Below are 24,457 nucleotides of genomic sequence, written 5' to 3' on the forward strand. Positions count from 1 at the left end.
AATCATATAGCCATTTTCAATTAGCTTTCAATAAACTTTTTTAAGCATAACACAGGACAGATAGGCACAAAACAGGTCATGACGAATATAACAAGCTCTCCTCCTATTTATGAACTTGGGCCGCAACATTATGATGCAGTCGAAGCTGCCAAATTTCCTGAAAAAAAGCTGCGCTATTTCAATCCGAATTTAGATCTGCAAATGATTCCTGATTTCACAGTCGACCATCTGTGGAGCTTTCAACCACTAAACAACAATATATCAAAACCGCTAGCGCTTCGTTATCACGGCCATCAGTTTCGCCATTACAATCCTGATCTTGGCGATGGTCGTGGATTTTTATACGCGCAAATATTTGCCAATAACCAGTGGTATGACTTAGGAACAAAAGGTTCAGGCACAACACCTTACTCTCGCAGTGGTGATGGACGTCTGACTTTAAAAGGGGCCGTTCGCGAAGCGTTGGCCACTGAAACTTTAGAATCTTATGGCGTCAATACTAGCAAGACCGCTTGTATTTTTGAAACGGGAGAAAGTTTAGTTCGCGGTGATGAACCCAGCCCTACTCGTTCGGCGGTGCTTACGCGTTATAGCTTAGGTCATATTCGTATCGGCGCTTTTCAACGTCTGGCTTATTTTAACCAGCTTGATGAAATTAAAAAATTAACTAAATACGTTCTTAAATATTACTATCAAAACGAAACTAAAAACTTAGATTGGAATAATGACCTTGATGTGGCAACTCGCTTTCTTCAATGTGTCAGTGATCGTTTAGCCCATTTAGCCGCGCAAGTGATGATCGCAGGTTTTGTTCATGGTGTTCTTAATTCTGATAACATCAATGTGTCTGGTGAATTATTTGATTATGGCCCGTACCGCTTTTTACCCGATTATGATCCGAATTTTACGGCGGCGTATTTTGACCAACAGGGGCTTTATTGTTTTTCTGAACAGCCGAATAATTTTTTGTGGAATTTAGCTCAACTCGTTCACTGTTTAACCAAAGCTAATCCCGAATTACCCGGGCAGTTACTATTAGAAAATTTTGAAGAGCAGTTTAATGATTATCTCTACCAGGCTTTTCAGAATAAATTAAACGTGCGTTTTCAGAATGATCAAACCACGACCGAAGCCATTTCGTTATTTTTTCAAACTGTGGTTGATAAAGCGATTAAGTATGAAGAAGCTTTTTTTGCCTTTCACTCAGCCCGCCTTGAGCAAGAACTTCCGGCTTCGATTGCGCAAATGAACTCGGCACAGGTACTTAAAAAAATGGTAGCTTCTGCGACTGTGATTGATCCGGAAAAAAATAATCACGCTTATTTTAAGCGTGATAAACCTGAAACATTACTGATTGATGAAATTGAAGCGATCTGGAAACCGATCAGTGATAAAGACGACTGGACTTTATTTGAAAATAAAATCCAGTCTTTAAGATTACTTAGAGGCCTCTACAAGCTCTGAAGATTTATTTTCATAAGTCGCAGTAGCTGCTGCTGGGTGAACTTCATCCTCACTACCTTGGATTCTTCTCGCCATTTTTTGCGACCATTTACGGAATCTTTCAATGTATCCGTAAGCGGCAGGAACCACGATTAACGTTAAGATTGTCGAACTGATAACACCGCAGATAATCGCCACACCCATTGAACGGCGTTGCGAACCTAATGCTGTTACACCGATCGCGATAGGTAACATACCGGCGATTAACGCTAACGACGTCATTAAGATCGGACGAAGACGTGTACGGCAAGCTTTAACTAAAGCTTGGTTCATAGCCATACCTTGTTCGATAAGTTGGTTCGTATAATCCACAAGAAGGATCGAGTTCTTCGCCACAACCCCCATAAGTAAGATCATACCAATCATCGAGAAGATATCGATAGAAAGATCGAACACCACTAAACCAACGAATGCTCCCGAGATACCCAGTGGTAACGCAAGCAAGATCGTGATCGGAGTTACGAAACTTTCGTAAAGCGAAGCTAATACTAAGTAGATTAACAACACACCAAAGCCCATGGCTAATAACATATTGGCCATTAACTCTTGGAAGTCTTTCGCCATACCTTCGAAGCGGTATTCAACACCAGCTGGTGGTTTCATATCCGTCGCAAGCATTTTCTGAATTTCAGTAGTTGCTGTACCTAATTGACCATTCGGACCAAGGTTGGCAGTGATCGCAATATAACGGCCTTTATTTTGACGGTTAATTTGCGAGTAACCTAAAGCCTCTTCACCTTTAGCCACGCGGCTTAATGGAACCATGTTGAAGTTTGAATTCGGAACAAATGTTGTTCTAAATTCTTTTTCTAAATTCATTTCTGAATCTGGGAATTTTAAACGCACATCATATTCAATACCATTTTGACGGTATACCGCTGGTAACGCGCCTTCAGTGCGGTAACGAAGTTCTGCACCGGCAGTTACAGTCGAAATACCTAAAGCTTCTGAACGATCACGGTCAAACACCACATGGTATTCGGGTTTACCACCGCGGAAGTTTGTATCAACGTCCACTAAGCCAGGAATTGCTTGAATGCGTTTCTGTAAAGCGGCTGCATATGTTGATAACTCTTCTAAATTTTCGCTCACTAGGTATAGATTTAATGGTTTTTGACCACCACCACCGATATCGTAGTCACCGACCGCGATATTAGCTTGTGAACGATGCTTTTCAGTTAACGCTCTGACTTTTTCTTTTACGTCTGTTGTCGACATACCTTTTCTAAGTTTCGCGTCTTTTAAAGCCACGTAGAAATCAGCTTTATTGGCTTCAAGAGTTACCGAACCCACTGTTAATGAAACTAAATGTACTTCTGGTACAGACTTAATTTCAGCTTCTAGTATTTTAGCAAAACTAAAAGTGTGTTCTAATGAAGTACCTACAGGCATTTCAAGCGACACTGTAAATTCACCGGTATCAGCAGCTGGTAAGAACGTTTTCTTAACCATCGCACCACCGGCAATCGTTGTAACAAGGAAGAAAACCACCGCAGAAACTAAAACTTTAATACGGTTATTTAAAGTCCAACGTAAAGAGGATTCATAGATATCTTCAAGTTTAGTTTGAAAACGGTCGAATGATTTTAACATGCGGTCTACAAAGCCATCACCTTTTTCATGGCTGTGTTTATTAACCATGTAAGCTGATAACATCGGAGCCACCGTAAACGCATCCCAAATCGAAATGATCATCGTAAATACGACGGTTAAACCAAACTGTTTAAAGAACTGACCAATCATACCCGGAACGAAAGCAATCGGACCGAACACGGCGATAACTACTAGAGTTGTCGCGATTACGGCCATAGTTACTTCTTTTGTTCCTTCAATGGCCGCTGTTTTTGGATCTTTACCCATCTCTAAGTGACGGAAGATATTTTCACGCACAACGATGGCATCATCAATTAATAGACCGACCGCTAACGATAAGGCGATTAACGTCATGATGTTTAACGAGAAACCCATCGCATACATTAACACGAAACCACCCAACAATGAGTTCGGAAGTGCAAGACCTGTGATGAATGTTGATTTCGCTGAACCTAAGAAGAAGAAAACCACGATAATACAAAGTAAGATACCTAGACCTATTGATTCTTGTACGTCGGCTACGTTAAGACGAATTGGTACCGAACCATCACGCACCATTTGCGCTTCGGCATTGATTTTTTTATCTTTTAAAAATGTATTTACTTGATCAATCTGCGCTTTCACACGGTCAGCCACTTCAACTGTATTGGCTCCCGACTGTTTATACACTAATAAGAATAAAGCGTTTTTTCCGTCAACTGATGAGAAACGCTGAGCTTTCGCTAGGCTTTCTTTAACTTCAGCGACTTCAGAAAGTTTAACCGGACGGTCAGAACCCAAAAAGTTGACTGATACATCACGTAATTGTTTTAAGTCAGCAAACTCACCCACTGTACGGTAAACAGTTTCTTTTTCAGAAGTTTCAAATTTACCCACCGGAATATCTTTAGATGTTTCTTCGATACGTTTAGCAATTTGCACCATTGATAATTGGCGGTCTTGAAGTTTCTTTTTATCAACTAAGATTTGAACTTCTTTTTTACGGCCACCGACGATACTTACTAAACCAACACTTGGTAAACGCTCGAACTGAGGTTTAATTTGTTCGTTGGCGATATCATATAATTGCGCTGGATCCATTTCTGAATTCACTGCGATTGAAATGATCGGCTGATCGGCCGGGTCAAAACGACGGATGATCGGCTCTTCGGCGTCATCTGGTAATTTATTTCTGATATTGGCGATACGATTTCTAACTTGTTGTTCAGAGTCTTTAATATCAGTTCCTAAGTTGAACTTGATAATAATTAAAGCCATTGAATCGTAGTTCGTAGCTGTCACTGTATCTAAACCTGGTAACGAAGAAACTTCGTCTTCGATAGGTTTAGTGATTTGGCGCTCGATATCCACTGGCGATGCGCCCGGATAAATAACTTGCACTGACACAACCGGGAAACTTACATCCGGAAATTGGTCAACGGGCATTTTTTTGTATGAAACAAAACCCACCACCAACATCAAAACGACAAGGCAGGTAATAAAAATTGGTCTTTTAATTGATAGTTCTGCTAAACTCATAAATTACTCCGCACTTTCAGTGTCGATAAAAAATAAACTTGAAGCTTCAAGCTTACGTAAGCTTGCTCTTGATTTTAATAAATTAACTTCAGCCTCTGCCGCATCAGTTTCGGCTAACACCACATTCGCTGTAACAGTTCTACCTTTAGATAGTTTATCCTGTTCAGCTTTGGCACGCTCACGTTGGTATTCAGCCACTTTTTCTAAAGTTGATACTGATTGTTTTAAGACGTCGTATTTACGGATTAAATCAGTCCAAGCATCTTGCCCTTCAGAGTGTTTTTTCTCAGCTTTTAGTTTTGAAGCTAAAGCGTCTTTTCTAGCCGCATCACGAGTGGCTGATTTAGCACCTGTTTCAAAAACCCATGTGAAATTCACACCAATTGAATTTTTCGGATAATCATCTTTAGTGATATCACTCACCGCTTGTGAGTGGTCACGGTCGTAAGATGTTGTTGTGTAATTACCAAACACAGATAAATCCGGGCGTAAGCCATCAACTGTTTCTTCAGCCACTAAAGATTTAGCTTCAGCTTCTAAAGACGCAATACGAGCTTCGATTTTCTCTACGTTTTTCATTTTGATTAAGTTGATTAAATACGGGCGGGCCGTCCCTAACTCCGCTTTAATTTCGGGGGTCTTTTCGCTATCAGCTAACTGAAGATTATCGCGAAGCTTAACTTCTTGTGATTTTAATTCTTCTTCAGCCTGAATGTATTGGGCTTCACGTAAAGACATTAAGGCTTTCGCATTCATAAGATCAGCGCGATCGCTAATACCATTGGCTACGCGGTTAGCTGTCCAACGATCGATTTTTTGCGCACGTTCAAAGTTAGCTTTTTTTAATTTTAAATCTTCTTGGGCTAAAGCATAATCCCAGTAGTTTGATTCAACATCGTATAAAGCACCACGGCCTTGAAGTTCAGAAGCTAGCCTTTCAACTTCAGCTACTTTTTCTTGGCGAGAAATTTTCTTTCGTGTGCCGTAACCGAAAAAGTCTTTCCATAACGATTGTTGAACCGTAATACCTACAGAACCTGTGCTGTACTGGTCGTATCCGGGAGGGACCGTTCCATGATTATTAAATTCACCAGTTTGGGCATCAAGTTTAACTAAAGTACCTGTGAAAAACTTTTTAGCTACACCGAACGAAAACAATTCCGCTTCGCGCTCAGTACCTAACTGGCTTGGGCGTGATTTATCGTTTGAAGTCACCCAGCTACCCGTAATGATCGGTGCTAGATCAAGTTCAGCGGCTTCTTTTCTCAAGTTAGCGGCATCGCTACTTTCTTGATACGATTTCAAAAGCGGATTTTTCTGTTTCGCCAATCCGATATATTCATCAATTGAGATCGCTCTCGCCTCTTGAATGAATAAAGCCAAAGTTGTCGTAATCACTATGGCTAAAAATTTACATTGTTGTTTGACTGTTGATGCTCTCATACCAGCACTCCGTTTAAATATAGATCGACCACTTGTTGTTTTAATAAATCTTTGTCTTTAATAAATTCTGCGCAATCTTTGTTAATTTTGGTTTCACAATCCATCAATTCAAAGAAACCAAAAACACCTTCAGAAAGAAGAATAAAAAATAAGGCCGGATGAAGATGTTCTCTGATAATGCCTTTGGCTTGCCCGGCTTTAAACATGTCAAAAAAGTTTTGAATCATCGGGTAAAAAATCTCTTCATGCACTTCTTTACATAAAGGCATACCTTCGATTTTTTCACGCGCTAAGATCACCGAAATTTCAGGATGAGCGGTACGCATTTCGATCATGTTATCGATCATCGTTTCAACTTCTTTACGAAAAAGTTCTTTGCTCATTGGCTGATTTTTAAACTCGGTCAAAGAAGGTTGAACTTTATCACGTACTTTTAACGCAAATTCACGAATCACTTCACGGTACAAACCTTCTTTACCGCCAAAGTGATATGAGATTAATGAAATGTTCGCATGCGATTCTTTTGAAATATCGCGAGTCGATGTTTTATCTAAACCAAGTTTAGAAAATAACTTAGCTGCAGATTCCAAAATACATTTCTTCGCATCTTGTTTTGAGTTCATTTTTGCAGACATAAAATCCTCGTTATGTATTAAAGCTACCTTAGCATCGGTTAAAAAGCAGTAAAAATTTAATCAATCGTTTGATTTTTATGTAAGTATTTAATATTACTTATAAATTTCTGTATCAACACGCTAATCCATAGTGTGTTTACTCTAGTTTAAGGCAGGATTTTAGACGGTCATTTCGGGCGATTTGGGACAGATTTTGTGTGTTTTGGGGAAATAAAAAAAACCCTAAAGACTTAATCATCTTTAGGGTTTTTAAAAGTAGCTTAAATAAACTTAAGTAAATTACTTACCAGCGCACTCTGTGCATTTTTCTGTAGAAGCTGCTTTAGCTTCTGTACCGCAAGCGCATTTAGCACCCGCTTTATCACACGCACAAGCAGCACCTGAGCTGTGATCGTGTTTGTGGCCCGACATATGACCGCAGCCAGATGCAGTGACAAAAAGTGTAAATAGAATTGACGTTGCTAGGATTTTTTTCATGAATTCTCCACGGTTGGGTTTAGTTATAAAAGAAAATTACTGATAAATTAGAAATTCTCTCTCACCTTTGATATTTTTGCTCAGTTTTCAGTTCAATGCAACTGGAGCAAAGGCTGGGGGGACTCTATGAAAAAGCCTATGATGATCAATTCTATTTTAGCGGTGGTGCTAGCCAGTAATTTAGCTGGTCATTTCGCTTACGCGCAACTGCAAGAAGGTTCTGGATTAACAGGATCAACTGATGTCGTGATTGGTGCAGCACCAACTGCACTGCCTGAAGAGGCGTTTGAACCTTATACGCCACGAAACAAAGTGTATTACATCAAGATTCATAAAATCGCAGACAAAGTGATTTCAATTGTTTCAAGCATGAATATGTTCTTAATGGATAACTTGATCGGTAAAAATAACGAAGCAATGTCGTTATTAGATTTCGAATACCGCGAAAATCCAGAGATCACTGTCGAAGCTTATGATCGTATTAAACATTTCGGCGGCTGGGTAAAAAACAAAAAAAGTGGTGATTGCTTTAATACGCGCAATAAAGTTTTAGTGCGCGAAAATACCGGAACCATCGTACTTAAAGAAGATAATAAATGTTCGGTAGCCCACGGTGAATGGCTTGATCCTTATTCGGGAATCACTATGACTGATGCGCAGGCTGAAATTCAAATCGATCACATGGTTCCCTTACGTGAAGCCTACGTTTCTGGTGCTTACAAATGGACATTTAAAGAACGTTGTTTGTATGGCAACTACTTAGGTTATAAAAACCATTTAGTGGCAGCCTACGGCGAAGAGAACAACGAGAAAAGCGCAAAAACCCCTGAAGACTACATGCCACCAAACCAAGCTTATCGCTGTGAATACTTAAAAGACTGGTTAAAGATTAAATCTTTCTGGGGCTTAAGCTTAGTGCCGGAAGAAATGAAAGCGATCAAAGAACTCGTTGCTGAAAATCACTGTGACACATCAGTTTTTTCTGTGACGAAGACAGAACTTCAAGAGCAAGAAAACTTCTTTAAAGCCAACGCTGAACTTTGTCGTATCTACGAACAGAATCAAAAATAATTGTCAGATATCGACTGTCTAACTAGTGGACAACGTCGATATCTTTTACTCTTGTTGTAAATAAAAAAGCCTGTAAAGCATCTGAAAGCCGGTATCCCCGGCTTAATCCTTGCTAAGTCACAATATATGAAATTTCTAAGTATTCTTTTTTTGGCTTTATTTTTAACTTTGCAAGCTCAGGCTCAGTCTCAGTTTTCACTTAAGTATATTGTTGAAGTTAAAATAGCCACAAACCTTCTGCACGTTGAAATGATTCAAAACCTGTTAGTTAAACCTGCGGCTTCAATCAGTACAAATACCCTCACTGACGAAGTTCTGATTAAACTTATCGATCCGACGGTTGAAACAACCGATTATATCAACGCTTTAGAAGCCGCTAACCTATTAACTAAAGTCAGCGAGACGATGGACATTGTTGATGATACTTGCTCAGGCCCTTACTGCATCGGCAAGAAAAAACCTAAATTTGGCGTTCCTGGCGGCATCGGCGGCCCTAAGATTGGCCCCATCGATGAAGGTGGCGGCGGTGGAATGGATATTCTTCCTAGCACTTGCAAAAAGTATGATTTGGACTGCCCCCCTCCCAAAAAGGACGATAACAAATCGCCAGCTAAAATTCCGAAGTGCTTTAAGACCGTTAACGGCTGGATTTGCTTTTAACCATGAGAAAAGTACGCCTTGCAGCGGCCCTTCTAGCCGCTGTAGCCATTTACCTTGTATTCGCGAAGTCCTTTAGCGTTAAAACTATTGATCAAGTCAGAGTTGGCGTAGGCCTTCATGAGTCAGTCGTGGCCAAGATTGACCCAGCCCAAGTGCAATCTGCCAATCAAGCCTTACTCGTGACTAACCTATTTAGTAAACTTGTTGAATACGATAAATTCGGACAACTGCAAGCTGGCATTTCGACAAAGTTTTACTGGGAAGGCCATTCTTTAGTTTTAGAATTCGGAAACAAAGTAAAAACCCAGTCTGGACATTTCATTGATGCGCAGGATGCTGCCGTTTCAATTAGACGGCTTATAAAACTCGATTCAAATATTCACGTAAATTTAAAACTTTTATTATGCGATATTAAAACTGTCAAAGACGTTTTTACCAACTGTGATGGCGTCAAAGTGCAGGATAAAAAATTAATTTTAACACCAAAGAATCTGAAGTTTAAACATTTTTTACTTAAAGCCCTTACCGCTTCAGATTTTGCGATTGTACCTGAACAACAGATCGATAAGACGACTTTAGATATTTTAAGCCTTAGAGAAACAAGCGGCGCATATTACTTAGAATCTAGAGACGACAAACAATGGGTATTAAAAGCGAATGCTCATTACCGCATTAACGAAACAACACCTAAAGAAGTTATTCTGGTTAACTTAGCACCAAATGATATTTGGAACGCTTTTGTTGAAAATAAAATTGATGTCGTAACAACTATTTCGCCGGTTGACGCCGATGTGTTACAACAAATCAAATCTGTACCTGATGTTGCCATTGCCGAAACCATGGATTTAAAACTTTACTTTATCAAGTTTTCACCAAAAGCTTTACGCGATTTTACAGCTGAACAACGCCTTTACTTAGGTGAACGTTTCAGAAGTGTTATGAAAGAAAAATACACGCTTCCAATTTCATCTAAAGAGACCCATCAGATTTTTTCAGATGTGGGTTACGGGCACTTGTCGCAAGAACAAGAAGCTAAAATCAGTTCTTTAAGGGCCAATGCCAAAACCGGAGTCTTTGAAAGAAAACCACAGTTTTATTTTTACAGATCTGTCGCCAACAAATATGCGCCGTTTAAAGAGATCTTAGAGATAGATCCTGTTTTAACTGACCAACGCCCTTACATGCAAAAACCCGAAGAACGTCTCGATATGTTTTTTGGAGCCACTGATTCGGCTTACGAAGAAAGTTTAGCTTTGATTGGCAGTAATTTTACTCAAGGCACTTTTGGCACAAATGAAACAGAAGCATCTGAATGGATGAAGAAATACATTGATACTGAGGACGAATCAAAACGCTTAGCTATGCTTCAGGATCTTCACTTTAAGGCCTTAGAAAACGGAGTAACGGTTCCACTTTTCAAAGCTCCTTATACGGCTGTTGCGCGCAATCATTTTAAAGTGAATCAATCTAAACTTTTTGCAAGTACCGCGTTTTGGAATATTATTAAAGAATGATCTCAAATTTAAAATATCGCATATTACGAATTATTTTAGTCATCGAGATATCAAGTCTTGTGATTTTTTTATTTGCATCTTGTCTGTATCACTTGCAAAAACTTGAAAACAAAAGCCAAGTTTTTTTAGATGCTTCAAGAAGTGACTATTTGTCAGACGATAGCCGAAGTCTGCAACAAAAAATTCAATTAGCTATTTCTAGCCACGAATTTAAACAAATTACTTTTGCAAAAGAAAATGTAGTCGTTCAACCTTCATCTATATCGCACATAACCCTTTCAAAACCTATTCTTGCCAGCACGACTGATCCCGACAGCGCCATTGGCTATGCTTATTTTACTTTTTCATTAGCGCCAGCTATCGCTGAGGGTCTTTTCGCATGGATTCTTATTTCATTAATACTGTTGCTGGTTATTCCACTGATCCAAAAATACTTGGCTAATCAGATTAGACTTGATCTGGAAACTCAACAAGCAAAGGCCCTAGCGACTCTGGCCACACAAGTTGCCCACGATATCAGATCACCGCTTTCGACTATACAAATGATATCAGCGGCTCCTGATTTAAACACAGCAGAAGCCCGTGAACTTATGAATGCGGCGGCAACTCGTATTGATGAAATTGCACAAGATCTCGTAGATACCGCAAAAAGAAATAAAATTTCTAAGCTTGATGTTGAACGCGTAGAACTTATGCCGTTATTAAATTCTTTGGTTACAGCAAAACGTTTAGAATTTAAAAAAGATGATGCTGTAACCATTCAAGTACAGGCCTTTGAAGGCTTAAAGATCTTAGCCAACAAGAAAGAGCTTAACCGCGTTTTATCAAATTTGATCAACAACGCTACTGAAGCCAAAAAAAGTAACCAGATTCAAATTAACATTACAGCAGAAAAGAAAAATGCAGATATCGTTATCTCAGTCAGCGATAACGGCACCGGGATGCCTCAGTCAGTGATCAATGACATTCTTAAAGGTCAGCACCAATCAACAAAAACTGGCCGTAGCGGACTTGGGTTAGGACTTAAACATGCTATTCAGGCTGTGCAACAAATGGATGGGCGTATCGCTATCTCGTCACAAATGGATCAGGGAACAACTATTATGTTGTCGTTTATTTCCCAATAAACCTTAATCACAAAATAAAAAAGCCGCTGGTTTAAAGCGGCTTTTTTATTCAAAACTTTAAATCTTAAAACTAGTTTAAATTCTTTTTAAAGAATTCGATCGTGTGACCAATTTCTAAAACTTGGTTTTCTTTTTTACTTGAACCATGGCCTTCATCAGAAAAAACAATCAATTGTGATTCGATTTTTTTCTTTTGTAATGTTTCATGGATCTGAATCGCCTCACCCACTGGTACACGTGGATCATTCGCACCTTGAATAATCATTAATGGATCACGAACTTGATTCACATAAGTGATTGGCGAAAGCTTCACCAAAGCTTCTTTGTCTTTTTCTGGATCACCGTACTCAGTGATACGTAAAATACGACGGTAAGGAGCTGTGTTATTTAAGAAAGAAACTAAGTCACTCATACCCACCATGCCCACACCAGCGTTATAGCTGCCAGCAAAGCGAGTCATCGCAAGTAATGTTGAATAACCGCCGTAACTCCAACCCATTACGCCTACTTTTGGCGTAACACCATTACGAGCCCAGTTCTTTTTCATCCAAACTGAAGCATCTTCGATATCCGTAATTACGTTTTCACGTTTTGGACCGTTATCCATATCAATCCATGTTTTACCGTAACCATCACTTCCTCGCACATTCGGCTCAGCAAAAATAAACCCCTCATCAACGAAAGCTTGCGCTAACGGCGAAAAACCTGCGTCAGACTGACCTTCTGGGCCACCGTGGAAGTGAACCACAACCGGGCATGTTTTTTCTTTACAGCCTTTTGGAAAACGCACGAACATCGGAATCTTAACACCGTCACGCGTTTCGTAGTTCATAAGCTCAGCTACCGCAAAAGACTTAAGATCAACTTCCGGTGCTGACGGCAACACCCATTGAACCATTTGTTTTGTGTTCCAATTATACGTGTAGCTGATACGCGGACTCTGCGCTGAAATCACACCTAACATTGTGATTGAACCATCACGAGTTGTTTTACCGGCAAACACATGGTCGGCACCTTTAAATTTTGGCAATGTGATTGGTTTAAAAGTTTTAGCATCCATTGCATAAAGCTCAGTGTAACCTTCGCGATTTACGTTGTAGGTGATGCGTGTTCTTTTTTCGTTAATCGTGTAACCAGAAACGTCGTATTTTATTTTGCCGTCAGTTAATGGCTTTAGATCTTTAGATTTAGCTGGAGCATATAAGTATAATCTTTTGAACTCTTCTTTCGGCGTTAAAACTAAGTACTCCCCTTTTTTTGCGGCGAAAGCCACATCAAACTCACCTTTTTCTTCAACACCGATCACCGGATCTAACTTTTTAGCAGCTTGATCGTAAGTGTAGAACTCAGAAGTTTTTGAGCCAGTTGCTTTGTAGAATAATAAATCTTTACCGTTATCACGTTGGTCGGCAATACCCCAGTAACCTGAACCTTCATAGATTAAAGTTTTCTCTCCCGAAGCCAGATCCATTTTATAGATATTGTATGAATCAGGTTTTGTATCATTGGCTGTAAAATAAATTGTTTTAGAATCATCTGTGATAAAGTCGTATCTAGATTGCACTTTGGCTTTTCTATATAACTCAGTGATTTGGCCAGTGGCTAAATCTAATTTATAGATTCCCGGATTTTCTTCGCCATTTGTATCTTTAGAAATAATTAAGAATTTTCCGTTAGGGGCGATATCAGCTAAAGTCACTGCATCAGAACCTGAAGTTAATTGCACCGGAAACTTTTGTGGGCCATCGATTTTCCAAACGTGGCTAATACCTGTTACACGCCATGTGAAAAATAAAGTTTTTTTATCCGGCGACAACATCCCCATGCCTGGAGCCGTTACATCGAACATTTTTTTTAACTTATTCGTCATCACCGGGTTTAAAGCTGGTGGCGCGTATCTTTTTAGTGTTTCAGCACTAACTGATTCTGCTCCAAGGCCTTTATATTGAGCCATCACGTTTACGCTTAAAAGCGCCGTAACTGCAAAAGACATAAATTTCATACACGTTCCTCTCTATATATGATCGCTTAATAAGCATAAAACTAAGTGTTCCAAAGTCATGTAATTTTTTTCAGTTTGTTTAACCTTTTTTGCCCTGCTCCTAGTCTAAGGATTTGTCTAGACCCAATGGAGGGGTTGAAATCATGAAAAAAAGGAATTTTTTAGGAAATACAACACTGGCTACTCTGCTCTGCACATCACTCTTAGCAGCTGGTTGTGCGAAAGAAAACTTAACGACGCAAGCTCAGGATAATACTAAAACTGAGCTCACCGAAAATGTGATCTACGGCCAAGATGGGCGCCAAGATGTCTATCAGGCTTCTGAGGCGTTAAAATTATTAGCTGATTCAACAGTCGCTTTAATTAAAAATTCTGAATTAACACAGCAAGGGGCCACAACCCTGATCGCTGGTGAAAGCTTCGCATCCAGTTATCAATTATGTTCTAGTGAAAAATTTCGTGAACAAAATACTTCTGCTTTCTGCTCGGGCTCGTTAGTTGGCCCAGATACTATAATTACCGCCGGACACTGTATTACCAGTCAATCTGACTGTGTAAACACAAGCTTTGTCTTTGGTTTTGCCGTTAAATCAGCTGGCGTCTTACCGACGCAGGTGAATTCTTCTGAAGTGTATCGTTGCCGTGAAATCGTTAGCCGTGTTTTAGAAAACTCAGGCTCTGATTACGCGGTAATTAAACTTGATCGCGCTGTTACAAATCACGCAGTCTTAAAAGTGCGCCGTAGTGGTGAAGCATCTGTCGGCGATCCGTTATTAGTGATCGGCCATCCGGTAGGCTTACCCACAAAAATCACAACTGGCGGTAAAGTCAGATCAACGGCCAACGATAAGTATTATGTAACAAACCTTGATACGTACGGCGGAAACTCTGGTTCTGCGGTATTTAACGCACAAACCTTAGAGATCGAAGGTATCTTAGTGCGCGGCGAGCAAGATTTCGTTTACCAAGGTGGCTGTAACGTTTCAAAAGTTTGTAGTGACGACTCTTGCCGTGGTGAAGATGTAACGCGTATCTCACAGTTACGTCAGTATATCCCGCAAGATTCCACGCCCTCACAACCACCGGTAACGCCACCGACTTCAGGCACACCTCCGGTTGTAGCGAGCGAAACATTCTCTTCATCACAAGCCGTTGCTGTTCCGGATAATAATTCAGTCGGCGTTTCAAGTTCTTTAAAAGTTACTTCAGCCCCACAAGGCAGAAAGGTATTAATCAGTGTTAATATTGCTCATACTTATATTGGTGATCTGGTTGTAAAAGTTGTAGCTGCCGATGGTAAATCAGTTGTCTTAAGTTCACGCGCTGGAGGTTCTGCAGATAACATCGTTAAAACTTATGATGCGACAGCGGCCATTGGAAGTGTAGCTTCAGCTGGATCTTACAAACTTGTTGTACAAGATTTAGCGAAATACGATGCAGGGTCGATAAAATCTTGGTCGATTAAGTTTCAATAGCCATAAGACATAGTTCAATGTACCAAAATAAAAAGGCTCGTTACACGAGCCTTTTTTCTATTTTTTAAATTTAATTTTAGAAAACTATTTAGCAAAAACTTCTTGCAACCAGCCACCTGTTAAATTCAGATTACTTTTACCCAGCACAATACCAAATTCAGTTTTATAGTTGGGATCATAACCGATGCTAGCTGCATCTACTCCGACTTCTGAAAGTAAACGTTCAAAGTTATTCTTTTCTTGGTCAAACTGAACCGGCGCATTCGTGTTAAACGCATCTTCAGTGTCTTCACAGAATTTTTTTAAACGTTCATCAGCTAACAATTCAGGTTTTTGTGCCACTGCTGAGTTTAATTTATAAAATAAATAACTGCGATCAGCGATAGCTTCAAAATCTTGTTTGTGCGCACGCATCGCCATAAAAGCAGAAACAGCTTTTCCATAGAATTCAGCTTTATCTGCAAAACCTTCTTCAGCCTGACCAGAAGCTTTTTCAGCAACGGCAATCAGCTCTTGCAGTTCTGGCATACGTAAGATGTAGCGAAATAACGGCTTTAGAGACTGCGCACGTGGATCGGCAGTCGCCTCATCAAGTGATAACTGAAACGCACGGTTGGTTTCCGAACTATTCATTTTTCCGGCTTTGGCATTTTTTAATGAACTACAAAAATTACTTAACGGCTTATTTGGATTAATAAGATCATCAAGGCCCGCACGCGAATTAAAAGTTTGAATTTTAGTTTCGGTCTTTTGCTGCGCAACTGGCGGAGGATTGTTCGGATCATTCACTACCGGAGGTGGCGGTTCCATCGCCCCTGCAGCCTGAGGAGATGCCGGATTTGAAGCCGCAACATGCGCTTTAGTGCTTTGTTGTAAAATACCCGCTGATAGCTGATTGGCTGCGGGTAAGTGATAAAAAATGTAAGCGATAAACCCGGCGATCGAGAAAATCACGACCGCCGCGAAAATAAATAAAATCTTAACGATTAATTTTGATTTACTTTTTGTTTCCATTTTTTTGCATTAACGAAGCTAAGTTACCAAATTTGTTTGTTGTAAATCCACCCGGAGCACCTTTTTGAGATGTCGCCGATGAATGGTCACGCCAAGAATGATCTTCAGCTAAACCTGGAATACCCAAAGAAATACGTTTTAATTCAAATAACACTTCATCGATTTGCACTGGGAAAGTGTCGCCTTTTTTCTTATTTTCAAAAGCTGCTGCTTCTGTCGAATCACGCCATTTAGCACGTGGAAGTAAGCCTGTGATACCTGGAGCAATTTGTACGAATAAACCGTACTGCTCTTTTTTCTCAACGATACCTGTGTGAACAGATCCTACTTTGAATTTCTCTGGAACCATATTCCATGGATCACCTTCGCCACCAGCTTGTTTCACTGATAAAGAAATTTTCACACGACCATCTACGTCTTCAACTTTTAAAACTTTAACTTGCACAGTTTGGTTTAAAGATAAAACTTCAGATGGATCTTGAATACGTGACCAACCGATTTCAGAAATATGACAAAGACCTTCAACACCGCCACCAAGTTCGATGAACGCGCCGAATTTTTCAAAACGTTTAACTGTACCGTTTAAGATATCGCCTGCTTTAGTGTTAGCTAAGAAGCTACCTTCGTTTTCAGCTTTTTGTAGATCTAATAATTTACGACGAGAAACAACTAAGTTACGACCACGTGGATCGAACTGAGTAATTAAGAAATCGAATTTTTTGTTAATGTAAGCCTGTTGGTCAGTTACTTTGTAATCCATTTGGCTTAACGGGCAGAACGCTGTTTTATTATGGATAGAAACACGGAAACCACCGTTACAAACTTCTAGTACACGGCCTTCAACAGGTAATTCCATGTCGTGAGCGTCTTCTAAAGAATCCATATCTGGATTTGATTTTTTCATACCCGCACGTGATACACGGATTTCTCCGCCACGGTTGGCAACAACCACAACGTCTAACTTATCGCCGACTTTGTATTTTAATTCTTTATTTTCGTCTAATAAATCATTACGTAAAATCATCGCATCTTGGTGAGATGGCGTTGATACGAAAGCTTCTTCTTTACTGATTGATAAGATTTCAGCTGTGTAAGCGAAACCAACAGACATTTTTTTACCAACACCGCCAAGGCTATCTTCAAACATTGAAGCAAAGTCTTGCGATTTGTTATTACTAGAAACATCATCACCGAAAACATCTTTTTTAGACATAGTAAATCCTTAACCTTTTTCTATACAGAATAGAGAGAGGATTTACTCTAGCTGATGTAGGTATTTAGGGCTAAGATTTTTTCTTAACTCGACGCTTAACTGACAGCGTCAACTCAAATTCTGCCACTCTTTCAGTCTCGCTGATCGACGGAACAATCGCATAGGCCGTCATAGTGCGGTTAATGCGTTCTTCAGAGGTTTTAGCCGCCTGAATTTGCTCGACCACAACAGAGGCTTGTTCACAGATAAAGTGCACATCCCCCTCAGCGCGTTTTAAAAAATTGGCCTTATAATCTTTAAACAAGAAATCAATACGCTCGCCCGATTCCTGGATTTTTTTAACTGCAAGCATCGCGATACAAAGCTCTGAACCCACCGCCAAGGCTCCGAAGTACATCGCGCCTAAGTGGTTTTTAGTTCTAAAGTTTAACGGAACTTTAAGCACTGTTCTTTGATCGTTGGCTTCGATCACCTTAGGGCCAACAAAGCCAATCAAGGGAATTTTTGTCCAAGCGTATAATGTCAAAAACAGATTTTCTTTAAATTTACCCATATGGATTATTCTAGCTTCATTTAAAGAAATAAGACAAACTTTTAATATGACAACACAAGCAAGCGCACTCACTAGAATAGAAACTCCACTGACAGAAATGTTAGGCATCCGTTACCCGATCATTCAAGCTCCGATGTTTTTAGTTTCAAATGTCGACATGGTCGTAGCCGCTTCTGAAGCCGGAGCGATTGGAACTTTTCCAGCGTTAAATTACCGCCCGATTGAAAAATACGTTGAAGCTTTAAAAGAAATGAAAAAGCGCACGAAAAAGCCGATCGGTTTAAATATCATCGTGAACAAATCAAACACACGCGCCAAAGAAGATTTAAAACACGCACTTGATGCCGGAGTGAATTTATTTATCACTTCACTGGGCTCACCCAAAGAAGTGATCACTGAAGCCCATAAAAACGGAGCAAAAGTCGTTTGTGATGTGATTAATCTTGAACACGCTAAAAAAGTTCAAGACCTTGGAGCTGATGGCGTGATCGCCGTAGGTGCTGGAGCCGGTGGACACGCGGGCCCCCTATCACCAATCGTTTTAGTGAACTGGTTAAAACATGAACTAGATATTCCAGTGATCGCAGCCGGTGGTATCGCCAATGGCGCAACTATGGCTTCGATGTTAGCTGTAGGAGCTGCCGGCGTGAGTATCGGTACTCGCTTTATTGCCAGCACTGAAGCACGTGTTGAGCAAGCTTATAAAGATGCTATCGTGAACTCTTCGCCAGAAGATATTGTTATGACAACCCGTATTTCAGGAACCCCTGCTGCGGTTATTAAAACGCCATACGTTGAAAGAATGGGTTTGGATCTTCCGTGGTATTTAAAATTTGCCAAAGATCAAAAAACTTTGAAAAAGTATGTTGTTCCGCTAATCCACTATTTAGGCTCTAAAAAACTAGAAGAGGCGGCCACTGGCCCAAGCTGGAAAACAGTTTGGAGCGCTGGTCAGTCTGTAGGTTTAGTTGAAGAAATCTTATCGTGCGACCAAATCATTAAAAACTTAGTGAACGAATACGAAGAAACATTAAAGAATCTTCCTAAAGTTCAATAACGAAGAACTGCCATCCATGGGCATCGAAGGCTCTGCCTTTCATCTATCCTCTGACGGCACGATGCCGTCGAGACAAGGCTGTCCCAGGAAGGCGACTTCTAGCGCAGCGGCCGATAAAAATAAAAAAGCCGCTAACTATGTTAACGGCTTTTTGCCCCTCGAGAGAAAAACTTAAATTTTAAATTATTTTAAAAGAGCTTCTACTTCATTCTCTAAATCAGAACATTTCGATAAATCTAACTTACAATCTTTGATAATACGGATAGCATCCATTTGTTTAATTGTGTCAGCTTCCATAGCTTGGAATAAAAGTAATTCTAAACGGTCAGAGTAAGCGTACACAGTTTTGTGTTGTGGCCAAAGATTTTCAACATCATTTGATCCACCGATGCTTAATGGGATGAAGTGATCGATTTTGAAATCACCACGGTTCATAGTGCGGATTTTAAAACCTAATTCAGAGTCATAATCTGCGATGATTGCATTTTTCTCACCACCAGAAACATTACGTTCACAGTAAGTGATTTGTTGAGCGTAACGTTTTGTACCGTGCGCACATAATTTACCTGGAGTCATTTCTGGATCTGGTTGAATTGGATATTTAGCGTTTGGATTTAAACCAACTGTTGGAGCGTGATCTGGTTCTTGAAAGTTTGGTTTTGAAGGTTTTTGTGCAGCCGGTTCTTGTTTACTTGGCTCTTGAGTAACTGGTTTTTTTCTTTTTTCTGTGAAGTCGTCACGTTGTGCAGACGATAATGAAGCTGTTAGAGTTAAAGAGATTGCGGCGATAAGGTTTAAGATCACCTTAGTGTTTAGTCCGTTAGAACAGTTCATTTATTTCCTCCATAGTTAAGCATTACGGTGCTTTGTAGAAACGCCAGGCCAATTCCTGACTTATACGTGGTCGTTGTTGTGGCTAGATAAAAACCCATTTCACCTAGCTCTGGCAACTGTTAAAATTCAGTTGTAACACGAGACGTCTTAATTTTTTCAACAGCCCTTAAGGTGCTGAAGATTTAAGCCATGTTTGCGTGCGGCCTAATAAGCTGAATCCTATAAAGCCTCTGACTTTTAGTTTTTCACCGTTATCCTGAAGAGCTAACTTAGCTTTGTAAGTTTTACCATTCTTCGGATCAAGGATGTGTCCACCACTCCACTCGTCACCATCTTTTTTAAGGTCCCAAATAATTTCTAAACCAACAATCGGCTTATTCTTTTTGTCGCCCGAACATTCCGTACATTCTGTTTTGTCACCTTCTTTTGGAAAAGTCTTAACGATATTTCCAAAAAGTTTTCCGTCAACTTCTTTGATTTCAACGATCGCGCGCGGCTCATTTGTCGCATCATCAATCGTTTTCCAAAATCCAACTGGCGTAGAGTCAGCAAAAGCCGAAAAACAAACCAAAAGCGTAGTTGCAATAAACGTACTAACATTATGTTTCATCATGAGACGGTCCTCTCTCGTATAAATGTTGTTATTTTCCTAGACCTTAGAATTGTCTACAGAGAAGCGTTGGTGGTCAACTACTTCAAAACATTATATAATTTAACTATGGGCCGTTACCTGATCGTTGACCGTGAAGAAAAGGCTGTAGAACAAATATTAGAATCGCTAAGAGCGGTCGACGGCCAAGCTCTGGCTGAAACCTTCCCCGACATCACAACTCTTGAAGCTCATCTTAAAACACTAACTCCTGAAACAACCGCCTCATTTTGGACATTTGATTTAATGGTCTTGGACTATGCGGCATACATTCCCACTCAGTGGCCAGAAAAAATTGCTGAACTTAAATTACAAAATACCAAAGATTTTACGATCGTACTTACAAGTTACGAAAATAATTTCACAGTGGCGAAATACATTCGCCCACTTGATATTTACAATTTTGTTTTTAAACCCTTCGACGCGCTGATTTTAAAAGAAAGTTTAAACTTAGCTTTAAAAATTAAGAAAAAAGCGCAACCTCTTGAAATGAAATCACAAAGTGCCACAGCTTTCATCGCACTTTTAAAAGAAGTTGAATTACAAACGATCTCAGAACTTGGTTTTGTGACTTTAAGTGATGCGCAGATTGAAGCCGGAACTGTTTCGAAATATTTTTCTCCAATGTTCTTACAAGGTAAAAAACAAAGTGTTTGGGCTCAGTGTTTAGTGAGCATTCCCCACCCACAAAAACCTGGAAACTTTATTAATAAGTTTCAATTCTTTGCGGCAGAACAACCCTTTTTAAATACACTTCGCAAATACATCGCAGCCCACAAAGCCGATCATGCCTCAAGTGCTTTATGGAATTTAAATCCGCCTAAATCAACGATTCCGTTAAAGCTTGCGATCATTGGTTTAGATAACGAAGAAAACAAAGGCTTCGCCGTTGAAATTCAAAACCGCTACAACAACGTAACTGCTGAAATCGTTAAACTTGACCCCAAAGCCGCTAAAGGCAGCTACAACTATCACTTCTGTATTAACACCACAGATATTAAGTTTGAAAATTTCGGAGATTTATTCGCTAAAGACTGCGTGCACTTTTGGTATGCACCAGTTACCCCTAAAGAAGATGATTTAAAACAACATGCTACCGAATACCGCGATATCTTTCCCCGCCCGCTAGATCGCGCTTACTTTTTTAAGAAATTAAAAATTCACTTAAACGCCTTAAGCGAAAAAGAACACAGCCATTTATCAAACATCACTTCGCGCGAAGTTTTAAAAGTGGCGAACAAGGTTAAAATTTCAGAAATTTCTGAGTTGTATGTGAATCTTGTGTACAGCCGTGAATTAAACTTTAGAGAATTTCGTGAATTTGTTTTCTTAAGTGAAGACGAAACTCAAAATGTCGAATTACCAGCTTTTTGCCACTACACAGAAAAACAACCGAGCACCGGTGGTAAAGACGACCCTGCAGGCTTTTTACATCAATTTGTTTTCTTTGGAATGACCGATCATTTATTAAAACAGATCCGTCTATGGTTACTTCACAATTACATCATATCTAATCAAAAAGAATAGCGAGTCTTAATCGTGACTATCTAGCGTTCACGATTAATCGTGAACTTGCGATTGCACACCGTATTTTTCGCCGGCGGCAACAATGGTTTTTGGCAACACCGCCGAGTTCGGAAGAACCGTGGCTTTTTCTTCGATCGTGACTCCACCTAAAAGTTTTGCGCCTAAGCCAATCATAGCCCCGCGTTTTAAATGTAACTTGTCGATAATTAAATAACCCTTCATTCCGTAGTGAGCCATCATAAAAGCTGATCCGCCGATCGTGACATAGTCATCAAGCTGGATAAGACATGGGTCAGAAATATTTGATGTGTTAATCACCACGTTTTTTCCGATCTTCATACCCATCATTTTGAAAAATAAAATATTTAATGGCGAAGGCGTTAAAAACTCTAAGATCGTGTACCGCACTAAATATGTTAAAGCATTATGGTAATACCAAGGAATTGATTCTAACGAATACCAAGCCCCGCGGTACGGGCGCACAAACGGAATTAATGGTGCATTAAAAATCGGAACGATAAAAATTAAACACAAAATAAACGAAATAAATCCAGCGCCCGCGCACATGCCATAACACAAAGATTTGGCAAATAACGAATACCCCTCAACCCAGATATTTGCTTTTTGAAATAGGTAAATCGCCGGTGTTATCGAGAAGCCCAAAATCATCACATATAAGAAAACTAAGGGTAATAAAAACAGGATAAAGGCCACTGTTGAAAACTTACGAATCGTGTTTTCAAGCAAGGCCATAGGGCCCTTTTTAAGAGAACGTGTAGAATTTATATCGGTATGGCCCTGTCGAGTACTCATATACTTATGATCGGCCTTGAGAGTTTATAAGTAAACACAAAAAATCGAATTTCCCTTAAAGATTGCTCCCGTTTCGTGGTAGTTAATCCCCTATGGAAAACTCTCAAACAAATTCTGGTTGCTGTGCTATCTGCCAAAGTAAAAAAACACCTTACCAATGCGGCGTTTGCGTTGATTCATTGTGCAAATCTTGCGTGCAATTCCTACCAGAAACAGCTTTCCAATTCTTAACAAATCGCCCGAAAGAGTTAAGCCATAACACTTACTGCACGGTTTGTTTTGACCAACATGTTTCAGCACCCTTAGCAAATTACGAGGCGACTTTAGCTCAAGCTCAAGAGATTTTAGTTTTTGATAAAACTCAAGGTAAAGAAACTCGCTTCATTAAACGCATAGAAAAACCGGTCTCTGTAGAAGGTGTTGATGAAGAAGACGTAACGATGCGTTTAGCTTTTATCGCGGTTGAAAAAAAATATAACGCTTTAGTGGATGTCGATATTAAAGCCATTAAGGTACGTGATGGTGCTTACCAGACAATGGCTTATTCAGCCAAAGCCATCCCAGCTAACGTGAACGATCGTAAGCTTATGAAAGACCGCTCTCTTTGGTCTGACCCTAACTAAGGCCGTTTAAGTCGATATGATTATCTTGGTAAAGCCCAAAGCCAAAGCGCCAACGGCTTCCACGGTAGTCGGTACGGATTCCCGCTTTATAAAAATCATCATGTAGTGACTTAGTCATTTCAGCAGAATTAATCTCGAAAGTTAAAAAATGCCCGTGATGATTTAAATCATGCGCAAGCAAGTTTTTTTCATTCAGCCATTTACTGTATTTCGGATGCATCCATTGACCAATATCACTTAAAAATACTTTTTGCAGAGCCTGCACATGCTGATGGATTTTTTCGACCGAGAGATTGTGTTCAGCAAATAACGAAAGTGAAGCATCAAGTCTATAGAGCGCAGAAAAATCCATGGTGCTTCCGGCAAAGCGATAGCCATCATCTGAATACACCACTTGGCTACCTTGACCTGCTAAATCAGAAAAGCCCGCAAACCAGCCCGTATTAGACGGTTTAAGGGTCGTACCCTTGGGTACAACCATAAAGCACGCGCCTTCGCCGCCTTGAGCGTATTTGTAAGAACCTGCGATATAAAAAATACGATTTTCAATAGCTTGTAAGTCTGTCGGCACAGCCATAAAGGCGTGATAGCCATCAACCACCATAATCGTTTCTGGATTTGTGACTTGGCTTACAATGCCCACTAAATCTTTAATCGCAAAACCTGAATTAAAAAACACCTGGCTAAAAAATACTAAATCCCAGTCTTGCGCTTTAAGATGTTCTTTAAAACGATTTTCAAAAATTTCAAAAGGCTGCGTTGGAACTTTCACAACTTCAACAACTTGCTCTTCGATAAGACGATTAATCTGGCGATCGAAACTATAAAACTCTGAATCTGTCGTTAGAATTCTGATTTTCTTGCCCGGTTTAAAACAACTTAAGATACGTCCTACAAATTCATGCGTGTTCGGCGCAAAAACAATTTGCTCTGGGTGCGACAGATTTAAAATATCAGCGATCAACTTCTGCGTGCGTGGAATTTTGTTTCCAAAAATATAATTCCACTTATCATCGACAAATTTCGCTGAATCGTTCCAGTATTCTAGCATCGCCTCGCGGGTGACATCAGGCCAATAGTGATGCGAATGACTGGCATAATGTTGTACGCCAGGATTCGCATTGAGAAAGTGTTGATAGAACTTTTTATACATTCG

At 39.9% G+C, this 24,457-nt stretch carries 21 protein-coding genes and 1 riboswitch; of the genes, 9 read left to right on the top strand and 12 right to left on the bottom strand.

Annotated elements, in window-relative coordinates; translation table 11 throughout:
• Nucleotides 1–78: 78 nt before the first annotated feature.
• Nucleotides 79–1,464, top strand: a complete 1,386-nt coding sequence (locus tag ACKWCF_RS09615; RefSeq protein ID WP_409477366.1) for a protein adenylyltransferase SelO family protein — start codon at nucleotides 79–81, stop codon at nucleotides 1,462–1,464.
• On the opposite strand, the gene ACKWCF_RS09620 is transcribed toward ACKWCF_RS09615, so the two are convergent.
• From ACKWCF_RS09620 to ACKWCF_RS09635, 4 genes are all read right to left on the bottom strand, one after another.
• Nucleotides 1,438–4,614, bottom strand: a complete 3,177-nt coding sequence (locus ACKWCF_RS09620; RefSeq protein ID WP_409477367.1) for an efflux RND transporter permease subunit — start codon at nucleotides 4,612–4,614, stop codon at nucleotides 1,438–1,440. The genes ACKWCF_RS09615 and ACKWCF_RS09620 overlap by 27 nt on opposite strands.
• A 3-nt stretch (nucleotides 4,615–4,617) precedes the next feature.
• Nucleotides 4,618–6,057, bottom strand: a complete 1,440-nt coding sequence (locus ACKWCF_RS09625; protein WP_409477368.1) for a TolC family protein — start codon at nucleotides 6,055–6,057, stop codon at nucleotides 4,618–4,620.
• Nucleotides 6,054–6,692: a TetR/AcrR family transcriptional regulator gene (locus ACKWCF_RS09630; protein ID WP_409477369.1), complete on the bottom strand. Its 639-nt coding sequence runs from the start codon at nucleotides 6,690–6,692 to the stop codon at nucleotides 6,054–6,056. Before ACKWCF_RS09630 ends, ACKWCF_RS09625 begins: the two co-directional genes overlap by 4 nt.
• A 279-nt stretch (nucleotides 6,693–6,971) precedes the next feature.
• Nucleotides 6,972–7,169 (bottom strand): hypothetical protein, encoded by a 198-nt coding sequence (locus ACKWCF_RS09635; protein WP_409477370.1) that lies wholly within the window; start codon nucleotides 7,167–7,169, stop codon nucleotides 6,972–6,974.
• Between the two features lie 126 nt (nucleotides 7,170–7,295).
• On the opposite strand from ACKWCF_RS09635, the gene ACKWCF_RS09640 reads away from it, so the two are divergent.
• The 4 genes from ACKWCF_RS09640 to ACKWCF_RS09655 all read left to right on the top strand — a co-directional run bounded on the left by ACKWCF_RS09640 (nucleotide 7,296) and on the right by ACKWCF_RS09655 (nucleotide 11,541).
• The gene (locus ACKWCF_RS09640; protein ID WP_409477371.1) at nucleotides 7,296–8,240 is read left to right on the top strand and encodes a DUF1524 domain-containing protein; all 945 of its coding nucleotides are present in this window, start codon (nucleotides 7,296–7,298) and stop codon (nucleotides 8,238–8,240) included.
• 126 nt (nucleotides 8,241–8,366) lie between these two features.
• Nucleotides 8,367–8,900: a hypothetical protein gene (locus tag ACKWCF_RS09645; RefSeq protein ID WP_409477372.1), complete on the top strand. Its 534-nt coding sequence runs from the start codon at nucleotides 8,367–8,369 to the stop codon at nucleotides 8,898–8,900.
• Nucleotides 8,901–8,902: 2 nt separating this feature from the next.
• Entirely contained in the window at nucleotides 8,903–10,414 is a 1,512-nt protein-coding gene (locus tag ACKWCF_RS09650; RefSeq protein WP_409477373.1) for a hypothetical protein, read from the top strand.
• 59 nt (nucleotides 10,415–10,473) lie between these two features.
• On the top strand, nucleotides 10,474–11,541 hold the full coding sequence (locus tag ACKWCF_RS09655) for a sensor histidine kinase (protein WP_409477374.1): 1,068 nt from the start codon (nucleotides 10,474–10,476) through the stop codon (nucleotides 11,539–11,541).
• 70 nt (nucleotides 11,542–11,611) lie between these two features.
• On the opposite strand, the gene ACKWCF_RS09660 is transcribed toward ACKWCF_RS09655, so the two are convergent.
• On the bottom strand, nucleotides 11,612–13,543 hold the full coding sequence (locus ACKWCF_RS09660; RefSeq protein ID WP_409477375.1) for a S9 family peptidase: 1,932 nt from the start codon (nucleotides 13,541–13,543) through the stop codon (nucleotides 11,612–11,614).
• Between the two features lie 143 nt (nucleotides 13,544–13,686).
• On the opposite strand from ACKWCF_RS09660, the gene ACKWCF_RS09665 reads away from it, so the two are divergent.
• On the top strand, nucleotides 13,687–15,018 hold the full coding sequence (locus tag ACKWCF_RS09665; protein WP_409477376.1) for a trypsin-like peptidase domain-containing protein: 1,332 nt from the start codon (nucleotides 13,687–13,689) through the stop codon (nucleotides 15,016–15,018).
• 84 nt (nucleotides 15,019–15,102) lie between these two features.
• Here the strand turns inward: ACKWCF_RS09665 and ACKWCF_RS09670 are convergent, their stop codons facing one another.
• The 3 genes from ACKWCF_RS09670 to ACKWCF_RS09680 all read right to left on the bottom strand — a co-directional run bounded on the left by ACKWCF_RS09670 (nucleotide 15,103) and on the right by ACKWCF_RS09680 (nucleotide 17,798).
• Nucleotides 15,103–16,032 carry a hypothetical protein gene (locus ACKWCF_RS09670; protein WP_409477377.1) on the bottom strand — a complete coding sequence of 310 codons (930 nt, stop codon included), beginning with the start codon at nucleotides 16,030–16,032 and terminating at the stop codon, nucleotides 15,103–15,105.
• Nucleotides 16,016–17,245 (bottom strand): S1 RNA-binding domain-containing protein, encoded by a 1,230-nt coding sequence (locus ACKWCF_RS09675; RefSeq protein WP_409477378.1) that lies wholly within the window; start codon nucleotides 17,243–17,245, stop codon nucleotides 16,016–16,018. The genes ACKWCF_RS09670 and ACKWCF_RS09675 overlap by 17 nt, the downstream gene beginning before the upstream one ends.
• A 70-nt stretch (nucleotides 17,246–17,315) precedes the next feature.
• On the bottom strand, nucleotides 17,316–17,798 hold the full coding sequence (locus tag ACKWCF_RS09680; protein WP_409477379.1) for a DUF4442 domain-containing protein: 483 nt from the start codon (nucleotides 17,796–17,798) through the stop codon (nucleotides 17,316–17,318).
• A gap of 46 nt (nucleotides 17,799–17,844) precedes the next feature.
• Here ACKWCF_RS09680 and ACKWCF_RS09685 point away from each other — a divergent pair, with 46 nt between their 5' ends.
• Nucleotides 17,845–18,855 carry an NAD(P)H-dependent flavin oxidoreductase gene (locus tag ACKWCF_RS09685; RefSeq protein ID WP_409477380.1) on the top strand — a complete coding sequence of 337 codons (1,011 nt, stop codon included), beginning with the start codon at nucleotides 17,845–17,847 and terminating at the stop codon, nucleotides 18,853–18,855.
• A gap of 183 nt (nucleotides 18,856–19,038) precedes the next feature.
• Here the strand turns inward: ACKWCF_RS09685 and ACKWCF_RS09690 are convergent, their stop codons facing one another.
• Both ACKWCF_RS09690 and ACKWCF_RS09695 read right to left on the bottom strand, forming a co-directional pair.
• Nucleotides 19,039–19,689, bottom strand: coding sequence for an HNH endonuclease (locus ACKWCF_RS09690; RefSeq protein ID WP_409477381.1), 651 nt, complete (start codon nucleotides 19,687–19,689; stop codon nucleotides 19,039–19,041).
• A riboswitch (purine riboswitch) is annotated at nucleotides 19,682–19,777 on the bottom strand. (Overlaps the previous gene by 8 nt.)
• Nucleotides 19,778–19,855: 78 nt before the next feature.
• Nucleotides 19,856–20,302, bottom strand: coding sequence for a DUF2147 domain-containing protein (locus tag ACKWCF_RS09695; RefSeq protein ID WP_409477382.1), 447 nt, complete (start codon nucleotides 20,300–20,302; stop codon nucleotides 19,856–19,858).
• A gap of 69 nt (nucleotides 20,303–20,371) precedes the next feature.
• Here ACKWCF_RS09695 and ACKWCF_RS09700 point away from each other — a divergent pair, with 69 nt between their 5' ends.
• Nucleotides 20,372–21,865, top strand: a complete 1,494-nt coding sequence (locus ACKWCF_RS09700) for a hypothetical protein (RefSeq protein ID WP_409477383.1) — start codon at nucleotides 20,372–20,374, stop codon at nucleotides 21,863–21,865.
• Between the two features lie 33 nt (nucleotides 21,866–21,898).
• On the opposite strand, the gene ACKWCF_RS09705 is transcribed toward ACKWCF_RS09700, so the two are convergent.
• Nucleotides 21,899–22,618, bottom strand: a complete 720-nt coding sequence (locus tag ACKWCF_RS09705) for a hypothetical protein (protein ID WP_409477384.1) — start codon at nucleotides 22,616–22,618, stop codon at nucleotides 21,899–21,901.
• Nucleotides 22,619–22,770: 152 nt separating this feature from the next.
• Here ACKWCF_RS09705 and ACKWCF_RS09710 point away from each other — a divergent pair, with 152 nt between their 5' ends.
• A complete protein-coding gene (locus ACKWCF_RS09710; protein ID WP_409477385.1) occupies nucleotides 22,771–23,301 on the top strand; it encodes a hypothetical protein in 531 nt (176 codons plus the stop codon).
• Here ACKWCF_RS09710 and ACKWCF_RS09715 read toward each other — a convergent pair.
• Nucleotides 23,294–24,454, bottom strand: a complete 1,161-nt coding sequence (locus tag ACKWCF_RS09715) for an aminotransferase class V-fold PLP-dependent enzyme (protein ID WP_409477386.1) — start codon at nucleotides 24,452–24,454, stop codon at nucleotides 23,294–23,296. The genes ACKWCF_RS09710 and ACKWCF_RS09715 overlap by 8 nt on opposite strands.
• Nucleotides 24,455–24,457 lie beyond the last annotated feature (3 nt).

Origin of the sequence: Pseudobdellovibrio sp. HCB154, from assembly GCF_046267985.1 — a bacterium.
Lineage (GTDB): Bacteria > Bdellovibrionota > Bdellovibrionia > Bdellovibrionales > Bdellovibrionaceae > Pseudobdellovibrio.